Origin of the sequence: Synechococcus sp. CC9605, from assembly GCF_000012625.1 — a bacterium.
In the GTDB taxonomy this organism is placed as follows: domain Bacteria; phylum Cyanobacteriota; class Cyanobacteriia; order PCC-6307; family Cyanobiaceae; genus Parasynechococcus.
The window spans coordinates 614,971-631,175 of record NC_007516.1; the positions used below are offsets into that span (position 1 = coordinate 614,971).

Annotated in this window: 22 protein-coding genes and 2 tRNA genes; 12 read left to right on the forward strand and 12 right to left on the reverse strand. The window is 58.2% G+C overall.

Annotated features, from left to right (window positions below):
- Positions 1-22: 22 nt before the first annotated feature.
- Genes wecB through SYNCC9605_RS03260 form a run of 4 tightly spaced genes read left to right on the forward strand, consistent with a single transcriptional unit; the run spans position 23 to position 3,206 of the window.
- The gene (gene wecB / locus SYNCC9605_RS03245; protein ID WP_011363640.1) at positions 23-1,135 is read left to right on the forward strand and encodes a non-hydrolyzing UDP-N-acetylglucosamine 2-epimerase; all 1,113 of its coding nucleotides are present in this window, start codon (positions 23-25) and stop codon (positions 1,133-1,135) included.
- On the forward strand, positions 1,104-1,706 hold the full coding sequence (locus tag SYNCC9605_RS03250) for a DUF1643 domain-containing protein (RefSeq protein WP_011363641.1): 603 nt from the start codon (positions 1,104-1,106) through the stop codon (positions 1,704-1,706). The genes wecB and SYNCC9605_RS03250 overlap by 32 nt, the downstream gene beginning before the upstream one ends.
- Positions 1,706-1,951, forward strand: a complete 246-nt coding sequence (locus tag SYNCC9605_RS03255) for a hypothetical protein (protein WP_041434428.1) — start codon at positions 1,706-1,708, stop codon at positions 1,949-1,951. The genes SYNCC9605_RS03250 and SYNCC9605_RS03255 overlap by 1 nt, the downstream gene beginning before the upstream one ends.
- Positions 1,941-3,206 carry a cation:proton antiporter gene (locus SYNCC9605_RS03260; protein WP_011363642.1) on the forward strand — a complete coding sequence of 422 codons (1,266 nt, stop codon included), beginning with the start codon at positions 1,941-1,943 and terminating at the stop codon, positions 3,204-3,206. Before SYNCC9605_RS03255 ends, SYNCC9605_RS03260 begins: the two co-directional genes overlap by 11 nt.
- On the opposite strand, the gene gltX is transcribed toward SYNCC9605_RS03260, so the two are convergent.
- The 6 genes from gltX to SYNCC9605_RS03290 all read right to left on the reverse strand — a co-directional run bounded on the left by gltX (position 3,150) and on the right by SYNCC9605_RS03290 (position 6,041).
- The gene (gene gltX, locus SYNCC9605_RS03265) at positions 3,150-4,583 is read right to left on the reverse strand and encodes a glutamate--tRNA ligase (protein WP_011363643.1); all 1,434 of its coding nucleotides are present in this window, start codon (positions 4,581-4,583) and stop codon (positions 3,150-3,152) included. The genes SYNCC9605_RS03260 and gltX overlap by 57 nt on opposite strands.
- Positions 4,584-4,604: 21 nt before the next feature.
- Positions 4,605-4,678, reverse strand: a tRNA-Asp gene (locus SYNCC9605_RS03270).
- A 214-nt stretch (positions 4,679-4,892) separates the two neighbouring features.
- A complete protein-coding gene (locus tag SYNCC9605_RS03275) occupies positions 4,893-5,081 on the reverse strand; it encodes a hyperconserved protein Hcp (protein WP_006043540.1) in 189 nt (62 codons plus the stop codon).
- Positions 5,082-5,118: 37 nt separating this feature from the next.
- A tRNA-Trp gene (locus SYNCC9605_RS03280) sits at positions 5,119-5,191 on the reverse strand.
- A 60-nt stretch (positions 5,192-5,251) separates the two neighbouring features.
- Positions 5,252-5,728: a 50S ribosomal protein L19 gene (rplS, locus tag SYNCC9605_RS03285; protein ID WP_011363645.1), complete on the reverse strand. Its 477-nt coding sequence runs from the start codon at positions 5,726-5,728 to the stop codon at positions 5,252-5,254.
- 25 nt (positions 5,729-5,753) lie between these two features.
- Positions 5,754-6,041 (reverse strand): hypothetical protein, encoded by a 288-nt coding sequence (locus SYNCC9605_RS03290; RefSeq protein WP_011363646.1) that lies wholly within the window; start codon positions 6,039-6,041, stop codon positions 5,754-5,756.
- Positions 6,042-6,094: 53 nt separating this feature from the next.
- Here SYNCC9605_RS03290 and map point away from each other — a divergent pair, with 53 nt between their 5' ends.
- Positions 6,095-6,940 (forward strand): type I methionyl aminopeptidase, encoded by an 846-nt coding sequence (gene map / locus SYNCC9605_RS03295; protein WP_011363647.1) that lies wholly within the window; start codon positions 6,095-6,097, stop codon positions 6,938-6,940.
- On the opposite strand, the gene SYNCC9605_RS03300 is transcribed toward map, so the two are convergent.
- Positions 6,921-7,658, reverse strand: a complete 738-nt coding sequence (locus SYNCC9605_RS03300; RefSeq protein WP_011363648.1) for an SDR family oxidoreductase — start codon at positions 7,656-7,658, stop codon at positions 6,921-6,923. The two genes, map and SYNCC9605_RS03300, sit on opposite strands and share 20 nt — an antisense overlap.
- A gap of 36 nt (positions 7,659-7,694) precedes the next feature.
- Between SYNCC9605_RS03300 and ebsA the strand changes: the two genes are divergently transcribed.
- Genes ebsA through SYNCC9605_RS03315 form a run of 3 tightly spaced genes read left to right on the forward strand, consistent with a single transcriptional unit; the run spans position 7,695 to position 9,740 of the window.
- Positions 7,695-8,063, forward strand: coding sequence for a type IV pilus biogenesis protein EbsA (ebsA, locus tag SYNCC9605_RS03305; RefSeq protein WP_011363649.1), 369 nt, complete (start codon positions 7,695-7,697; stop codon positions 8,061-8,063).
- Between the two features lie 26 nt (positions 8,064-8,089).
- Positions 8,090-9,187 carry a phosphotransacetylase family protein gene (locus SYNCC9605_RS03310; RefSeq protein ID WP_041435461.1) on the forward strand — a complete coding sequence of 366 codons (1,098 nt, stop codon included), beginning with the start codon at positions 8,090-8,092 and terminating at the stop codon, positions 9,185-9,187.
- A gap of 16 nt (positions 9,188-9,203) precedes the next feature.
- Entirely contained in the window at positions 9,204-9,740 is a 537-nt protein-coding gene (locus SYNCC9605_RS03315) for a hypothetical protein (RefSeq protein WP_011363651.1), read from the forward strand.
- 140 nt (positions 9,741-9,880) lie between these two features.
- Here SYNCC9605_RS03315 and SYNCC9605_RS13640 read toward each other — a convergent pair whose 3' ends face one another.
- Complete coding sequence (locus tag SYNCC9605_RS13640) at positions 9,881-11,554, reverse strand: S9 family peptidase (RefSeq protein WP_257929905.1); 1,674 nt, start codon at positions 11,552-11,554, stop codon at positions 9,881-9,883.
- Between the two features lie 425 nt (positions 11,555-11,979).
- Positions 11,980-12,432 (reverse strand): MAPEG family protein, encoded by a 453-nt coding sequence (locus tag SYNCC9605_RS03325; RefSeq protein ID WP_041434430.1) that lies wholly within the window; start codon positions 12,430-12,432, stop codon positions 11,980-11,982.
- A 55-nt stretch (positions 12,433-12,487) separates the two neighbouring features.
- Between SYNCC9605_RS03325 and SYNCC9605_RS03330 the strand changes: the two genes are divergently transcribed.
- Complete coding sequence (locus SYNCC9605_RS03330) at positions 12,488-12,985, forward strand: YajQ family cyclic di-GMP-binding protein (protein WP_011363654.1); 498 nt, start codon at positions 12,488-12,490, stop codon at positions 12,983-12,985.
- Positions 12,986-13,136: 151 nt separating this feature from the next.
- On the forward strand, positions 13,137-14,126 hold the full coding sequence (locus SYNCC9605_RS03335) for a glycosyltransferase family 2 protein (protein WP_011363655.1): 990 nt from the start codon (positions 13,137-13,139) through the stop codon (positions 14,124-14,126).
- 23 nt (positions 14,127-14,149) lie between these two features.
- On the opposite strand, the gene SYNCC9605_RS03340 is transcribed toward SYNCC9605_RS03335, so the two are convergent.
- Positions 14,150-14,404 (reverse strand): hypothetical protein, encoded by a 255-nt coding sequence (locus tag SYNCC9605_RS03340; RefSeq protein WP_011363656.1) that lies wholly within the window; start codon positions 14,402-14,404, stop codon positions 14,150-14,152.
- 35 nt (positions 14,405-14,439) lie between these two features.
- Here SYNCC9605_RS03340 and SYNCC9605_RS03345 point away from each other — a divergent pair, with 35 nt between their 5' ends.
- Positions 14,440-14,832 (forward strand): phosphoribosyltransferase, encoded by a 393-nt coding sequence (locus SYNCC9605_RS03345; RefSeq protein ID WP_041434431.1) that lies wholly within the window; start codon positions 14,440-14,442, stop codon positions 14,830-14,832.
- Positions 14,832-15,302, forward strand: coding sequence for a nucleoside 2-deoxyribosyltransferase (locus SYNCC9605_RS03350; protein WP_011363658.1), 471 nt, complete (start codon positions 14,832-14,834; stop codon positions 15,300-15,302). The genes SYNCC9605_RS03345 and SYNCC9605_RS03350 overlap by 1 nt, the downstream gene beginning before the upstream one ends.
- A gap of 117 nt (positions 15,303-15,419) precedes the next feature.
- Here SYNCC9605_RS03350 and SYNCC9605_RS03355 read toward each other — a convergent pair whose 3' ends face one another.
- Both SYNCC9605_RS03355 and SYNCC9605_RS03360 read right to left on the reverse strand, forming a co-directional pair.
- Positions 15,420-15,806 (reverse strand): cytidine deaminase, encoded by a 387-nt coding sequence (locus SYNCC9605_RS03355; RefSeq protein ID WP_011363659.1) that lies wholly within the window; start codon positions 15,804-15,806, stop codon positions 15,420-15,422.
- Positions 15,769-16,113, reverse strand: coding sequence for a hypothetical protein (locus SYNCC9605_RS03360; RefSeq protein WP_011363660.1), 345 nt, complete (start codon positions 16,111-16,113; stop codon positions 15,769-15,771). Before SYNCC9605_RS03360 ends, SYNCC9605_RS03355 begins: the two co-directional genes overlap by 38 nt.
- Positions 16,114-16,205 lie beyond the last annotated feature (92 nt).

The following is a 16,205-nucleotide window of genomic DNA, read 5'->3' on the forward strand; positions in this document are numbered from 1 at the left end:
TCCAGCGGTCCGTCTGGATGGAATGGCTGAACAGCCCCGCGTCACGATCGTTCTGGGAACGCGTCCGGAGGCGATCAAGCTGGCTCCGGTCATCCGGACGTTTCAAGCCTGTGATGCATTGCAGACCCGTGTCGTCCTGACCGGTCAGCACCGCGAAATGGTGGGCCAGGTGATGGATCTGTTCCATCTCCAGGCGGATCAGGATCTCAATCTGATGACACCCCGTCAGACCCTGACACATGTCACCTGTGCTGCGCTGCAGGGGCTGCGGGAAGACTTTCAGGCCTATCTACCTCAATTGGTCCTGGTGCAGGGCGACACCACCACGGCGTTTGCCGCTGGTTTGGCTGCGTTTTACGAGCAGATCCCGGTTGGTCATGTGGAGGCCGGTCTGCGCACCGACAATCTTCTGGATCCCTTCCCGGAGGAAGCCAACCGCCGGCTCCTCTCCCAGATCGCGACCCTTCATTTCGCGCCGACGCTCAAGGCCCAATCCAACCTGAAAGCATCCGGTGTGGTCGGGGAGATCTTCGTGACAGGTAACACCGTGATCGATGCGCTGTTGTTGATGGCGGAATCGGCGCCGGATGTTCGGTTTGACGGCCTCGACTGGGACCAACAGAGGGTGATCCTCGCCACGGTGCATCGCCGTGAAAACTGGGGTGAGCGGCTGAACGACATCGCTGCAGGAATGCTGCAGGTGCTTGAGCGCTATCCCGACACGGCGCTGCTGCTGCCGATGCACCGCAACCCGACGGTGCGTGAACCGCTGCAGGCCCTGCTTGGAAGCCATCCCCGTGTCGTTTTGACCGAACCTCTCGACTACGACCGTCTCGTTGCAGCGATGAAAGGCTGCTCCCTGTTGCTCACCGATTCCGGTGGTCTCCAGGAGGAAGCCCCTGCGCTCGGCAAACCCGTGCTGGTTCTGCGGCGCACCACAGAGCGGCCAGAGGCTGTTGATGCGGGAACGGCCCGGTTGGTGGGTACCGATCCCGATGTGATCCTGGAAGAGACCTCGCGGCTGCTTGGGGATGCCACGGCCTATCAAGAGATGTCCCGCGCCGTTAACCCCTTCGGCGATGGTCACGCGAGCGAACGCATCCTTGAGCTCTGTCGCCGACAGCTCGGCGTCTGAAGCGTCCCTCAGCAGCGATGGCTTCTACCGCTGGTGGCTGCGGCGCCGCCTGGGTACGGGCGAAGGGTGTCTGCTTTTCGTGGGTCTGAATCCCTCGAGAGCAGATGGCCAGCATGATGACCCGACCCTGCGCCGTTTGATCGGCTTCGCCAGGCATTGGGGATATCGGGAGTTGCTGGTGCTGAATCTGTTCGCCCGGATGTCGCCGTCTCCGGCGGCGCTGCTGCGGGTCAAGGACCCCATCGGAGGGCTGAACGACGCGATCTTGAACCGCTGGTTCAACCACTGGTCCCGGACCTCTGGGGTCGATCTCTGGTGTGGGTGGGGGGCGAATGGGGCGCGATGGGACCGGACTCAGCTGGTTCTTGGAAACATTCAGCGTTTGCTGCCGCAACGCCGACGCTCCGTTCCCAACTCGCCGCATCCGCTGATGCTGGGGCAGACGGCCTCGGGCCAACCGCGCCATCCGCTTTATGCCCTGGGCAATGCCTGTCTTCACCCTTTTCTCTGGGCAGACCCGGAACCGATCCGTCATCCTGTGGGGACCATGGCGGATGTCCTTCCTCGCTGATGTCCCGTACGCCCCGCCGTTACGCCGTCCATCTCCACCTTGTGGGAGGCCAAACCGAACGGGTGTTTTTTCCGAAACTCGAGACCTTTCAGGAGTCGTATCAAGGCGTTGTTAATGCCGAGAACCAGGGCGGTTTCGTCAACGTGCCCCTCAGTGATCTGGAGGGCGAGTATCTGGTCGTGAGCCCCCAAGCCGTGATCGGCGTGCGAGTGGAACCTCAGTTCTCCTCTGTCGATGACGCCTGAGCGTCTGGGCCTCCTCTGGGGCGTCACGGTCTCCTCGGGTGCTGCGGCCCGCTTTCTGGCGGCCAAGTCGGAATTTCCTGGGGTGGTGTTGCTGCTCCTGTCGGGGCTGCTGATCGGCCGCTCTGGTCTGGGTTGGGTGGAACCTCTTGATCTCGGCTCAGGGCTTGGAACTGTTGTGGGTCTTCTCGTCAGCCTGGTGCTGTTCGACGGCGGCCTGAATCTGCGTCTGCCTGGGGACACGATCAAGGCCACGGTGCAGCGCATCGCAGCCCTGCGTTTGTTGATCTCCCTGGGAGGCGGTCTGTTGGCGGCCCATTGGCTTGCCGGCCTCAGCTGGTCGCTTGCGGCTGTGTTCAGTGCCATCGTGCTGGCTACGGGGCCAACGGTGGTCACACCACTGGTGCGTCAGATTCGGCTTGCACCACCTCTGGGCGAAGTCCTGGAGGCTGAAGGTCTGGTGCTTGAGCCCATCGGCGCCGTTTTAGCCCTGCTGCTGTTGGAGCTTGTCCTTGGCAACCTGCACGGCTGGCGTGAAGTGATGCTCGGCCTGCTGTATCGATTGGGCGGTGGTGTGCTGATTGGCGCGAGCGTCGGCTGGCTGCTGTCTGAGCTGCTGCGACGGCTCAAACCCGATCAGTTGAAAGGGCTGCCGCTTCAGCTCAGTCTGGGTTTGCTGTTTCTGATGTACGGCGTCAGTGAGTGGATGCTGCCGGAATCCGCCCTACCTGCTTCGGTGGCGGCGGGAATCGTTGTAGGTCGACGTCCAGGCCCCCACACCGCTGAATTGGATAGCCTGATTCAGGAACTGGCGCAGTTGGCGATCACGATGCTGTTTCCGCTGCTGGCTGCTGACGTTTCCTGGGCTGAACTCAGTCCGCTGGGGTGGGGCGGCATCCTTTGCGTGCTGTCGTTGATGCTCGTGGTGCGTCCGATCGGCGTGGGTTTGGCCACCATCGGGTTGCCCTACAAGCTTGAGCAACGGCTCTTTCTGGGTTGGCTTGCGCCGCGAGGCATCGTCACCGCAGCGGTGGCCTCTCTCTTCGCGATTCGTTTGGAGCAGGCCGGCATCCTGGGGGCAGGACGCCTTCAGGGGTTGGTGTTCCTAACAATCCTGATGACCGTTGGCCTCCAGGGCCTCACGGCCCAGCCGTTGGCTCGGGCTCTTGGCCTGGTCGAAGCCGACGATGACGAGCCTGCCTCAGCCGAGGCAGCGGCGCAGTCGCGGCAGGTCCTCACCGATTCGGGCCAGCAATGACCATGTGGTGATCAAATCGGGCCCTTGAAGGCGCCCCAGCAGAGCGGCCCGCAGGGATTTCATCACCACCCCTTTCTTCACATCGGCTGCTTTGGCGGCATCCCCCAGCCAAGCCTTGGCTTGATCGACGTCGCTGCCATCCCAAGGGTTGTTCTCGAGCCGTTGAAGCAGGTCGGCCATGGCCGCTTTGGCTCCTTCGATCCCGAGTTGCTTGAGCGCATCCTCCTGGAGGTCCGGACGATCAAAGAACGGTTCCGCCTGATCGACGCCATCTTTGAGCAGGGTGAGGGAGGGGCCCAGCAAGGCGCAGAGGTCCAGGCACCAGCTCTTCTCGCTGGGAGGAGTCCAACCGCGTTCGGCCCAGAGGGGCGTCAGCTCCTCAAGAAGATGGTCCGCCGTCCAGCCGTGCAGAACTTGGGCATTCAGCCAGTTGAGCTTGTCCCAGTCGAAACGCGCCCCGGCTTTGTTGACCCGATCGAAACCAAAGACGGCCGCGGCCTCACATAAGCTGAACTGTTCCTCCATGCCCTCCGGCACGGACCACCCCAATAACGTCATGTAGTTGGCGATGGCGTCAGGGGTGTAGCCCATGGCGCGGAAATCGTTGATGGAGGTCACCCCATCCCGTTTGGAAAGCTTGCGTCCCTCGGCATTGAGGATGAGAGGAGCGTGGGCAAAGGTCGGCAAGGGCAGGCCCAGCGCTTCGTAGAGGAGCAGTTGCTTGGCGGTGTTGGCAATGTGATCTTCACCGCGGATCACATGGGTGATTTCCATGGAGGCGTCATCCACCACCACAACAAGGTTGTAGAGGGGGTCGCCGATTTGATCCGCCGGAGCACGACGGGCGATCACCATGTCACCGCCAAGGTCAGACCCCCGCCAGCTCATGGCCCCACGCACCAGATCATTCCAGCGAATTTCGGCAGCGTCATCAATGCGGAAGCGGATCACCGCTTCACGGCCTTCGGTCTGAAACGCCTGCTCCTGCTCGGGCGTCAGAGTTCTGTGGCGGTTGTCGTAGCGCGGCGCTTGATTGGCTGCTTTCTGCGCATCGCGCATGGCCGTGAGTTCCGTTTCGCTGGCATAGCAGCGGTAGGCCAATCCCCGATCGAGCAGGGTCTGGATCGCTTCACGATGCTGCGCCACCCGTTCGCTCTGGATTACGGGCTCCTCGTCCCAGTTGATCCCGAGCCACTGCAAGCCTTCGAGAATGTTCTGGGTGTACTCGGGTTTGGACCGCTCCTTGTCGGTGTCTTCAATCCGCAGCACGAATGCCCCTTGCTCGTGCTTGGCATAAAGCCAGTTGAAAACAGCGGTTCGCGCCGTTCCAATATGAAGCGTGCCCGTCGGGCTGGGGGCCAATCGAACGCGCACCATCGAGGCTTTTGGTGGTGAAAACGGGACCGACGGGATTCGAACCCGCAACTTCCGCCGTGACAGGGCGGTGCTCTAACCGGTTGAACTACGGTCCCAGATCTGATTCAGAACTCGCGAGACGCGCTCGGAAGAATCTGATCTGTGTCGCCTGTGCGACCTGATCAGTATCAACTGTTGCCCTGCCCTCCGTCAACAACTGAGGGTGGATCCTCCCTGTTTTGTCATCCGTGTGATGCCAAAAAAAATTCCCGGTGACATGGTCGCCGGGAATTGAGGGAAGCATCGGTTCATCACCGAGTTTTCAAGGGATCAGGGACGGAATCCTGCAGGCTCTATGAGTCGAACCTGATTGCCGCGGGCAGTGAATTCACGACCTTGATCGCTTTGTACGACCACACGGCCGCCGGACTTGACGCGTATCACTCGGGCGCGGACCCAGCCGAGGGCGGCTGACTCCAACACCTTCACAACATCACCAGGTTGAAGATCCAACTCCATGCTCAGAACCGGGAAAGTGCACGAGGGGAACATCGGACGCGCCGTGGAGGACTCGAACCCCCGACATCAGGTTTTGGAGACCTGCGTTCTACCAACTGAACTAACGGCGCAAAGCGATGTACCCCTCAGCCAACGTTGAAGTTGGCAACTGATTGAACGAGGTCGAAACCTCAGCGATCGAAGCGCTGCTTCACGCGGGTGGCCTTGCCCACCCGTTCCCGCAGATAGAAAAGCTTCGCCCTACGCACTTTACCGCGCCGTTCCACCTTGATGGAAGCCACCTGGGGGCTGTGCAGCATGAACACCCGCTCAACGCCGATGCCCTGGAAAATCCGGCGCACCGTGATGGTCTGGTTGAGACCGCCATGGCGCTTGGAAATCACCACGCCCTCGTAGGGCTGAACGCGCTCCTTGTTGCCCTCGCTGATGCGAACGCCAACGCGCACGGTGTCACCCACATAGATCTCAGGAAGATCATCCTTCTGCTGAGACGACTCAAAGGAGCGAATCAGAGCTTCGGGGCTCAGTTTCTTGGCAGCAGCACTTGAAGCCTTGCTGGACTTCGCCACTGTGGCCTCTGGTGCTGCTTCCACAGCCGTTTCGGTGTTCTCGTCGGTCACCGCTGTGTCCTTCGAATCGGCTGCCATCCCAGCTCCGCGTTGTATCGCCAAACTATGAGTGTACCTTTCGACGCCATCGCTCTATTAAGAGCACCATCCCTGTGATCAGCATCCACAGCAGGCCGATGGCGTTGAGAAGAACAACCATCGGTTCCAGCGTGGAACCGAGCCATTCCCCTTCATGCACCACCATTAACCAGTGAACTTGTTCCCGACTGGCTCCGAACCAGTCCCGGGCTAGGCGGTAACTGACACCGGAGAACACCGTCACCAGCAAAGGCGCCAGAACGAAAGGTGCAACGCTCCGATGCAGTTCACGCAAGCGCACAAGCAGCGACATGACCGGCATCAATTCGGTTGCTGTTGATAGCGTGACGGATATTGGGTTGAGCCATGAATCTGTTTGCTGATCTTCTGGCATCCACCCAGGCAGCGCAGGGGCAGGTGACGGCGACCGGTCCGCGCATTCAGAAGCGTCGCGGTGTTGAGATCAAATCAGCCCGTGAAGTCAAGATCATGCGCAAGGCCAGCCACATCGTCGCCACCGTGCTGCGCGAGGTGATGGGAATGGTGGAGCCCGGCCAGACAACGGGAGATATTGATGCCTATGCCGAAAAACGCATCCGCGAAATGGGGGCGACCCCAAGTTTCAAGGGCTATCACGGTTTTCCGGCAAGCATCTGCGCCAGCATCAACAACGAAGTGGTGCATGGCATTCCGAGCCCGAAGCGTGTGATCCGCCAGGGCGATCTTCTGAAGGTGGATACCGGCGCCTACTTCGAGGGCTACCACGGCGATAGCTGCATCACGATCTGCGTTGGAAACGCGCCCCAGGAAGCACAGACCCTGAGCCGCGTTGCTAAGGAAGCCTTGATGGCTGGCCTGAGCCAGGTCAAAGCAGGCAACACATTGCTGGACATCGCTGGAGCCGTTGAAGACCACGTCAAGGCCAACGGTTTCAGTGTTGTGGAGGACTACACCGGCCACGGAGTTGGCAGGAACCTGCACGAAGAACCTTCCGTGTTCAATTTCCGTACCGATGAGCTTCCCAACGTCACCCTGCGTCCTGGCATGACCCTGGCGATTGAGCCCATCCTCAATGCCGGCAGCAAGGCATGCCGCACCTTGCGAGACCAGTGGACCGTTGTGACCCGCGATGGCTCCCTCTCGGCGCAGTGGGAGCACACCGTTCTGGTGACGAGTGATGGATGCGAAATCCTCACGGATCGGGGCGACTGAGGATTCGGCTGTAGACCCGCCGTCCAAGCTCGGTTAGAGGCATCAAAACATAGGTCAGGGGGTTTGGCGTCACGATCACCAGGCGAAATCCCCAGCCCGCCTGGCGCAGCACCTGACCTGCGACGAAATCAGCGCCCATCACCCCGATCGGATTGAGCGATGAGCGAAAGGGGCCCAGCACCAGCTTGCGCAGAATCAGGGCCTCCCGGCCTGAGGCATCAAGCACCGCGCCGCGGATGCTCACCAGTTGTCCCAGCATCCTCTTGGTGAGCTCGTAAACAGGACTCACGGCAGGCTGGATTTCAGCCTCCGAGGTGTTGACCCACACTTCCTTCGGGCTGACCTGCGGAGATGCTCTGCTGATGGCCTCAAATCGCTGCATCAGCCGCCAGCTGCTCAAGGTGTTGATCTCCAGCGCCTGATTGATCACATCGGGGCTTTGACCGCCCTGCGGATTGATTCCGTGATTCAGGATCAGAACATCGATCGCCGCGAGATCCTCATCCAGGCTGGCTTCCTCTCCGCAGCTCCAGCTCACCCAGCGATGTGGCCCCTCCGGATGCTCTGGCGGAGTGGAACCGTGGGTGAATCCGGTGACGTGGGCGCCTGCGGCACGGAAACAACGGGCCAGGGCTGCGCCAAGGGCTCCACGAGCGCCTGTGATGCCGATCCGTTTGCCGTGGAAAGGGGACTGGGCCATGGGGCCAGCTTGGGGCATCCTTGAAGCGAGCGGAGCAAGAATCGAGCACCAGCTGTGTCAGACGCCGCCCAACTGGTTCTGTTTGCTCCCTACTGCGGTGGGGTCAGTCGCGAGCAAGATCTCTTCGCAGCGCTGCAGATCCTGGGGCGTGGCGCACTGCAGGGGCGGCGTCCGGTGGCCGGAAGCGATGGACATCCTTACGAACTCCGTTGGAATGGGGTTGATGCACCGATGGAGAGGCTGGACTGCCAGCTTTGTTTTCCCGGTCATCCCGAGGGGAATGTTGATTTCGCCGTCACCACTCATCAGCTGGTGACCTGGCTCATGGATTGTTCCCATCTCCAACCATCGGAGCCTGATCTGCCCGATGGGTTCTGGCAGTGGTTGTTGATCGAGCGCGGAGATGCACCAGAACAGGCCTAGATTCGGCAATGACAGGCATCACCTCCATGGGAACGACACTGTTGATCGGATCGTGTGAGCCGTTCAGTGGGAAGTCAGCTCTCGTCCTTGGAATTGCCCAGCAGCTTGCCCGTTCCGGACAGCAGATCAGGTTCGGAAAGCCCCTGGCCACAAGCCTGGATTGGGATCCGAACCAGGGGCCGCTGCCTCAACCGCTCATCGATGACGACGTTCGCTTTGTTGGTGAAACGCTCAATCTGCCGCCTGAGCGTCTGATTCCTTCGATGCATCTGCTGTCGCCGACAACAGCTGCCCAGCGCCTTGGCCAGGGCGAGTTGGACGCTGGCCAAGGTTTCGCGGAGCTGCGCCAGCACATTCAGGCTGATGAGGGACTCACCCTCCTGGAATGTGCGGGAAGCCTCCAGGAGGGATTGTTGTACGGCCTCAGCCTTCCGCAGCTGGCCACAGGGTTGGATGCCAAGGTCGTCTTGGTGCACCTCTGGCAGGACAGCCGCAGTGTGGATGCACTGTTGGCGGCCAAGCAGATCCTGGGCGACCGTCTGGTTGGAGTGGTGCTGAACGCTGTCACGCCAGAGGAGGTCGAAAGCTTGGAGCGACAGGTGGTTCCTGCCTTGCAGGGGCTGGGCTTGCAGGTGTTCGGTGTCATGCCCCGTTCCCCTTTGCTTCGCAGCGTCACCGTCGGCGAGTTGGTGCGGCGGCTGAATGCCCGGGTGATTTGCTGCAAGGAACGGCAGGAACTGCTGGTGGAAACCCTGAGCATCGGCGCGATGAATGTGAATTCGGCCATGGAGTTCTTCCGAAAACGACGCAACATGGCTGTGGTGACAGGGGCGGATCGCACCGACATCCAGCTGGCCGCTCTGGAGGCCTCAACCCAATGTCTAATTCTCACTGGCGCTGGTGAACCTCTTCCTCAATTGATCAATCGCGCGGAGGAATTGGACGTGCCCTTACTCAAGGTCGAGCACGACACTCTGGCCACGGTGGGGGTGATTGAGCAGGCCTTCGGCCATGTGCGCCTGCATGAAGCTGTGAAGGCCACCTATGCCTTCCGTCTTGTGGAAGAGCACTGCAAGCTCGATCAGCTTTTCAGCGCATTGAATCTGACGGTTCAGCACGCCTGATGGTTGCTAACTTCCGATGAAATCAGGCGGCAAGTTTTCCTTGGGTCAGTCACTGGATCTGCCGGCTCTTGATCGGGTTGACACGCTTGCGCAGGAACTCGCTCTTCTGCAGGACAAAAGCCAACGAAGGATCGCCATCCTCGGCAGCCGCCATGTGCCCGTTGTGGCGGTTCACCTGATCGAGTTGGTGGCGCGCTCTCTCGTTCAGGAAGGGCACTCCCTGGTCACCTCCGGATCCCAGGGCGTTAATGCTGCGGTGATTCGTGGATGTTTGGAGGTGGATCCTTCCAAACTCACGGTCTTGTTGCCCCAGAGCCTCGACCGACAGGTGCCTGAAATCAGAGATCTTCTCGATCGGGTGTTGCACCTGGTGGACAAGCCCGAGCAGGACGATCTGCCTTTGCCCATGGCCAGCAGTTTGTGCAATCAAGAGATCATCAACCGCTGTGATCAGTTGATCTGCCTGGCCTTTCATGACAGTGAAACGCTGCTGGCCAGTGCTCGAACGGCTGAGGATATGGGGAAGGTGGTGAGCCTTCTGTATTTCGACTAGGTAACAGGTTTGGCTTCAGGGAAATTCATGGTTCTTTTCCATTGCTAGTGGGTGTGGTGGGATCGGCTCCCTGAGCGATTCAACCTACTGGCATTTCTAAACCCATAACCATAGATAGAGAGATTGCAGATAAGTTGCTGTCAATCAGGTGTTGTTAAATAGCGTTGATACCAACTCAGCATGCGGTGCATGAGATCTAATTTTTGGGTTCGGTTTACGAATCCATGTCTTTCCCCTGGATAGATCACCTTCAGTGTTGTGACTCCGGCATCCTGCACCGCTCGATGCATCTGATCCACTTGGCCTGGGGGTGTGCGTGTGTCATGGCTGCCGGCATAAAACAAAACCGGTGTTGTCACCTTCGCTGAATGGTTGATTGGAGATCGTGCTCTTGCCAGTGATTGGTCAGTGAAGGGGGGTGCTTCAAGAAAAACTCTCAGATAATGAGGAATATCTGTGGTTCCATAGAAACTAACCCAATCAGCAATGATTCCTCCGGATACTGCGGCTTTGAAGCGTGTTGTTTGCGTGATGGCCCAGGAGCTTAGATAACCGCCATAGCTGTAGCCCCCAATGCCGAGGCGATCAGGGTCGGCTAGTCCGTCGGCAACCAAATGATCCACTCCGCTGATGACATCGATGAAATCAATTCCGCCAAGATCTCCTGTATTTGCATTGATGTAATCAACACTAGCGCCGAGAGATCCCCGCACATTCGGAAAAAAAGTGATGTAGCCCTTGGCAGCAAGCAACTGCCCCCAATCTGTAAATCCATCAGGCCATCCGCGTTGCCACGCAGATGTCGGGCCGCCATGGAGAATTGTCACCATCGGATAACGACGACCAGGCTGATGGCCAACTGGAAGGACAACAAATCCATGCACCCTTTTGCCATCATTTGGATTGCGCCAATGCACATCACGCACAGCACCAAATCTGATCTGTTCAACCTTCGGGTTCAAACGGGTGAGCTGTTTGGGGGGCTTGTTAGAACCGATTATCCAGAGGTCGGGAGGGGTTGATTGTGAGGCTTTGAGAAGAACGAAATCGCCGGAAGCTGCGTGGGATGAGTAGGTGTCCTTTGCAAACACGCTCACTCCGGATGGGCTTAAGTTCTGGCGTAATCCTGTCTCTCGATCAATCTTGACGAGGGTGGTCTGATTCTCTTTCAGTAATTGCCCCATTAAAAAACGGGAGTCGGCGGACCAGCGGGGATCACTGAATGTTGCTCTGGCTCCCTCCAGTAAAAGTCGGCTCTGACCGTTGTCAGTCGATATCAATGCTGGTGACCAGGCATCTCCGGGTGATGGACTCCATATGTCGACATGGATGAATTTTGAATCTGGAGACCAGAGCAATGGAGAATTCCAGCCGATGCGGTTTGAAAAACGCCGTTCCACCTCACCGGTGTCGCTGTCCAGAACAACAAGTTGTCTGGTATTGACCACATCCTCATTTGTGGCCGTTGGAGAGATCAGAGCGGCGATTCTGGTTCCATCCGGTGACCAATCAAAGTCGATCACATTCAGACCGGATGGTGAGATCACTCTCAGTTCTTCTCCGGAAATTGAAATGCGGTTGAGCTTTGTGAGGGGTCGGGGCTGATTCGACAGCTGGGGGTCACCGTCTTCTACAGTCGGATCCTGGGTACTTAAAAAAGCCACACTTCTGCCATCAGGAGACCAACGAAATTGGGAAATGTTTCCGCTTAGTTGCGTCAATTGATGCAGTTGATCCCCATCTGCATTGACCAGGTAAATCTGGGTTCTCGGTTCGGTCGACCCTATGGTTTTTCGTTGGGAGAGGAAGGCCAACCGTGTTCCATCCGGAGACCATCGCGGCGACCAGTCACGCTCAGGACTGGAGATCCAGCGCTGGGGGGCAGCGTTGCCATCGGCCGGCACCCTCCAAAGATCTTGATCGCCGCGCCAGGGTTCTCCTTTTGGTTGCGGACCGGGCTCTTCCAAGACGAAGACGACCGTTCCACCATCCGGGGAGATTTGAGTCGGAGGCCTCGCGGGTGGTGAGGAAATCCAGTGGGATAGCTGTACGTCGCTCTGATGCTGTCGATGAACCAGCCAGGACACACATCAAGAGAGCAATGCCACTCGTAAGCAAACTGCACTTCCGCCAAGTTTGCATAACGCTTCAAAAACTCATCCTTCAAACTATCTGCATTGGCGAAAGTTCGCTAAATCGGTTGATCAATCGGATTGTCGATCGTGCCAAGGCGGCACCGTTAACCAATTAATAGTGCTTTCAGCCCTTCGCTGTAGAGAATCCCGCTGCAGAGCAGGCCGCTGGCCCAGCACAGTCCCCGCGCTGGCGGGATGTTGCCCACGTAGGCGGCGATGTAGGCGAGCCGCAGCACGGGATGGGCAAAAGCTGCGACAACGGCCGTGGCAGGCAACGTGCCCGTTTGCAGTGCTGCGGTCAGGGCCAACAGAGCCGCTGGGGCGTGAAGGCTGAAGGCCTCGAAGCTGTTCTGGTGGGCCCAGCTGGCCCGTTTGCCCCAGGCCGGATAGCGATCGAACATGGCTCGGGGGGCGGCCATGTCTTTCATTTCGAAGTTGGCGGCCGACCGGGCTGCCCCCAGGGGAAGGATGCTGGCCACAACGTAACCACCGGACAGCACCAACGACCAGGCGTAGGGCGCCGCATCCGTGGCGGTGAACAGCTGCAGCAGCGACATTGTTGGGGCTTCAAACCGCGCCTTTCTAAGCTGGAGCCAGGTAACAGCGCGAGCCATGGCCAGCACCTATTCCTTTGATGTGGTGTCCGATTTCGACCGGCAAGAGCTGGTCAACACCCTCGACCAGGTGCGTCGTGATGTGGGCAACCGCTACGACCTCAAGGATTCCAACACGGAGATTGATCTGGAGGAGACGGAGCTGGTGATCACCACGGCCAGTGATATGACCCTTCAGGCGGTGGAGGATGTGCTGCGCACCAAGGCCACCAAGCGCAACCTTTCGCTGAAGATTTTCGATTTCCAGACCCCGGAAACCGCGGGGGGAAATCGGGTGAGGCAGGTGGTGAAGCTGCGCAAGGGGTTGAGTCAAGAGATCGCCAAGAAACTGAGCAAGATGGTGCGCGATGAACTCAAGAAGGTGACGGTGGCGATCCAGGGGGAAAGTGTGCGGATCACGGGCAAAAGCAAGGATGACCTGCAGGCTGCGATTCAGCTGGTGAAGGGCAAGGAAGATGAATTGGATGTTCCCCTGCAGTTTGAAAACTATCGCTGATGAGGAGATCGCAAGATTTTGCTTTGGGTGATGCAAGCCACAAACCTGTCTTGATGATGTCTCTGAAATTGTGAGTTCCTGCCAAAAATCCAGCACTGAAGATGTTTGGTTCAGGTGTTTGTGGTAATTTGAATGAAAATCTTTGGTTTGAGTGAGCAGCTTTGCCATAGCGGTTCGTGTTTTTGATGGTGAGGCTCCCTTTCTCCAGTCTTTCATTGATCACCACCGCCGCTTAGGGGTTGATGCTTTTTATCCGGTGCTCGCTCCGGGGGCTGCGCCGCTATGTCGAGAAATTTTTGCGCGTAACGGTGTCGCTGTCCACGAGTCTGACGGGCAGAGGATCAGCTCTCTTCAGGATCTGATTCGTGAAGATTATGTCGCTGTTATTGATGCTGATGAATATCTGCATCCAGGCTTGTTCGACTTTCTTGTTGAAGAAAAAGTTGAATCATTGTCGATGCCATGGCGGCTAACAGCGTCACTTGATGACGACTTCTTTGAGTCCAGTCAAAAGAAATTTTTTGTTTTTCCTCAGGTAAAATCGATCGTTAAAACATCTGCTCTGAAGTTGCTTCGTCTTCATGAGTCCAATACCAATGGATCTGGGCGGAGACTGGGCATTGCTCAGGGACAGCACTTTCCTGTGCAGCACTATTACCTTCGCGGTCTTGATGACCTACTGCTGAAAGAGGGTGGTGTTGTGAAGCGAACCCTGGCGCAGAGTTCGGGGCGAAAGCCAGTCAACCTCAGCGGGAATGCTGAATCATTGGATTTCCCTAGCCGTCATGCTCGTGTCGCTTATCTGCTGAAGGTTCTTGATTCCATTCCTCCGCAGGCTGACCCGTACGGCATGGCGTTGGATCGTTCGATGTTGGATCGTCTTCGGGCCAATGTTGAGGGTGATCCTGAGGTTTCCAAGCGAGCGTTGCGCGACAGTGTTGTGAAGATCAAAAGGGTTTATCGGAACCGCACGATCCGTTGTGAAATCAACGCAATGCAACAGCTGCTTGCTAATGAGCCGCGCAAGATCAGTTATCAAAAAAGGGTGCTGAAATTGCTCCGGCAGGATTTTCAGTTTCGCCGCTCATGGTTGGGACGTCTAGAAAAAGCACGTGACTCCCTGTTGATGCCTTGGAGTTGAGCCGCATGGGTCAGGGGCGATACTCAGCTGATCGGTTCCCGGGCCCGACGAGCATCGATGATCCTCGCCAGCTCCAGCACATAGCCCGCGGTGCACCAGCGTCCATGACTGCGTGATCGGTTTTCAGGGTCTGATCGGATCTCAGCCGTCTCGGCCATCAGAAGATCCAGGTCGTCCTGCGGCAGGTCATAAAGCTCCTGCAACTCCAGTTCCCGGTTGAGCAGATGGCTGCGAAACCATTTGCGGTTTTGTTCCTGGGGCGGGATGTCTCGGCTCAAGGGAGATCACAGCGTGGATGTGTCATTCTCCGGCTATGCAGGTACTGCGCTGGGCCCAATTCGATCAGGCGGTGCAGCAGTTGGCTTCACGCTTTGCCGGTTCTGCGGTGACCGGCGTTTATGGGGTCCCCCGTGGAGGGCTGTGCCTTGCCGTAGCCCTCAGCCATGCCATCGATCGCCCCTTGCTGTCAGCACCTGAGCCATCAGCCCTGATTGTGGATGATGTCTATGAAACCGGTCGCACCTTGCAGGCATTGAAAGTTCAGGTGCCGCAGGCATTCTTTGCTGTTTGGGTCAGCAAGGTGCGTCCTGATTGGTGGGTGGCAGCCGAGGTTGCCGAGTCGTCGGAATGGCTGGTGTTTCCTTGGGAGAACCTTGAACAGGCCCGTGCCGATGAGCAGGCGTACCGCTCCTCCCGGGGCCTGTGATGAACAACAGCGCACGCACGATTTATCTGGCGTCTCCTTACGGCTTTTCGGAGCAATGGAAGCGGCTGTTGTTGCCGGAGTTCATTGGGGCATTGGAAGCCCTGGGATTGGAGGTCTGGGAGCCCTTTGCTCGCAATGGTCAGGTGAACCTGGCGGAATCGGGATGGGCCTATCGCGTCGCGCAGCGGGATCTACAGGATGTGCGTGATGCCGATGCGATGTTCGCCATTGTGAATGGAACGCCTCCTGATGAAGGGGTCATGGTGGAGCTTGGTGCCGCCATTGCCCTGGGTAAACCCACCTTCCTGTTTCGGGATGATTTCCGCAGGTGCACCGATTCCGAGCAGTATCCGCTCAACTTGATGGTGTTTGCTGGTCTCCCTGAGCGGGAGTGGCAGAAGTACGTCTACAGCGCTGTGTCTGACATCAATGATCCCCACAAAGCCTTGGCCTGTTGGGCGCGATCCTGATTTTCGGTTGAATCGTGGTCTGTTGATGCTGCTCGCTTTTGGATGAGCGCTGCAGGGCTGTGATGGCGATGATCAGTTGGTGTTTGCTTGTTTAAGTTCAAAGGGAGCAGGAAGAAGTTACTCGAGTTGCCTTGTGCCCACACCATCGATCTGTATTGCTGCATTGGCCGGCAGCAGTTCCTGCATCACCTGACGGCACGCGCCGCACGGCATGCGTGATTCTGGGGGCGCATCGCTCTGGGCATCGATGCAGCTCATGGCCAGTTCAATCGGTTGTTTGCCCTGGCTGATCGCTGTGAAAAGGGCGACTCGCTCGGCACAGATGCTCAGCCCATAACTGGCATTTTCCACGTTGCAGCCATCGATCACACTGCCGTCTTCACAGCGCACAGCAGCCCCCACGTGGAAGTTCGAGTAGGGGCAATGAGCATGGCTGGCGGCCCGGCGAGCCTGCACAAGTAAAGACTCAGCGTTGTTCTTGGCAGGAGCCTTGGGCCGTTTCAAAAAGGCTGCTCAGGGTTCGCATCCCAGCCGATTGGGTCAGCCGGGATTGCTGGCTGAGTTCGAATCCCTTTTGGGGATCAATGACCAGGTCTCCGCTTACAGCGACGCGACTCTCCTGGGCAGCTCCGCTGGAGGCTCCGGAGTCATTGAATGTCAGCGCTCCTAACGAGGCTTCGTAGGACCAGTGATAGGTCAAGCGAGACGCCTCCATCTGCTCAACTCCAGAACTGCTGAAGTGTTCCACCAAGGGGGTGAGCTTGCTTTCGATCACCGTTTTCGGTTCAATCCCAGGGTTGTCACCCTGCACAACCAGAAACTGCTGCTGCTCGAGCTGTCGGATGCCTGAAATCGGCTGGCCAGACCAGTGGAGGTGGAGGTGGTGCAGAGGCCAGCACGGAA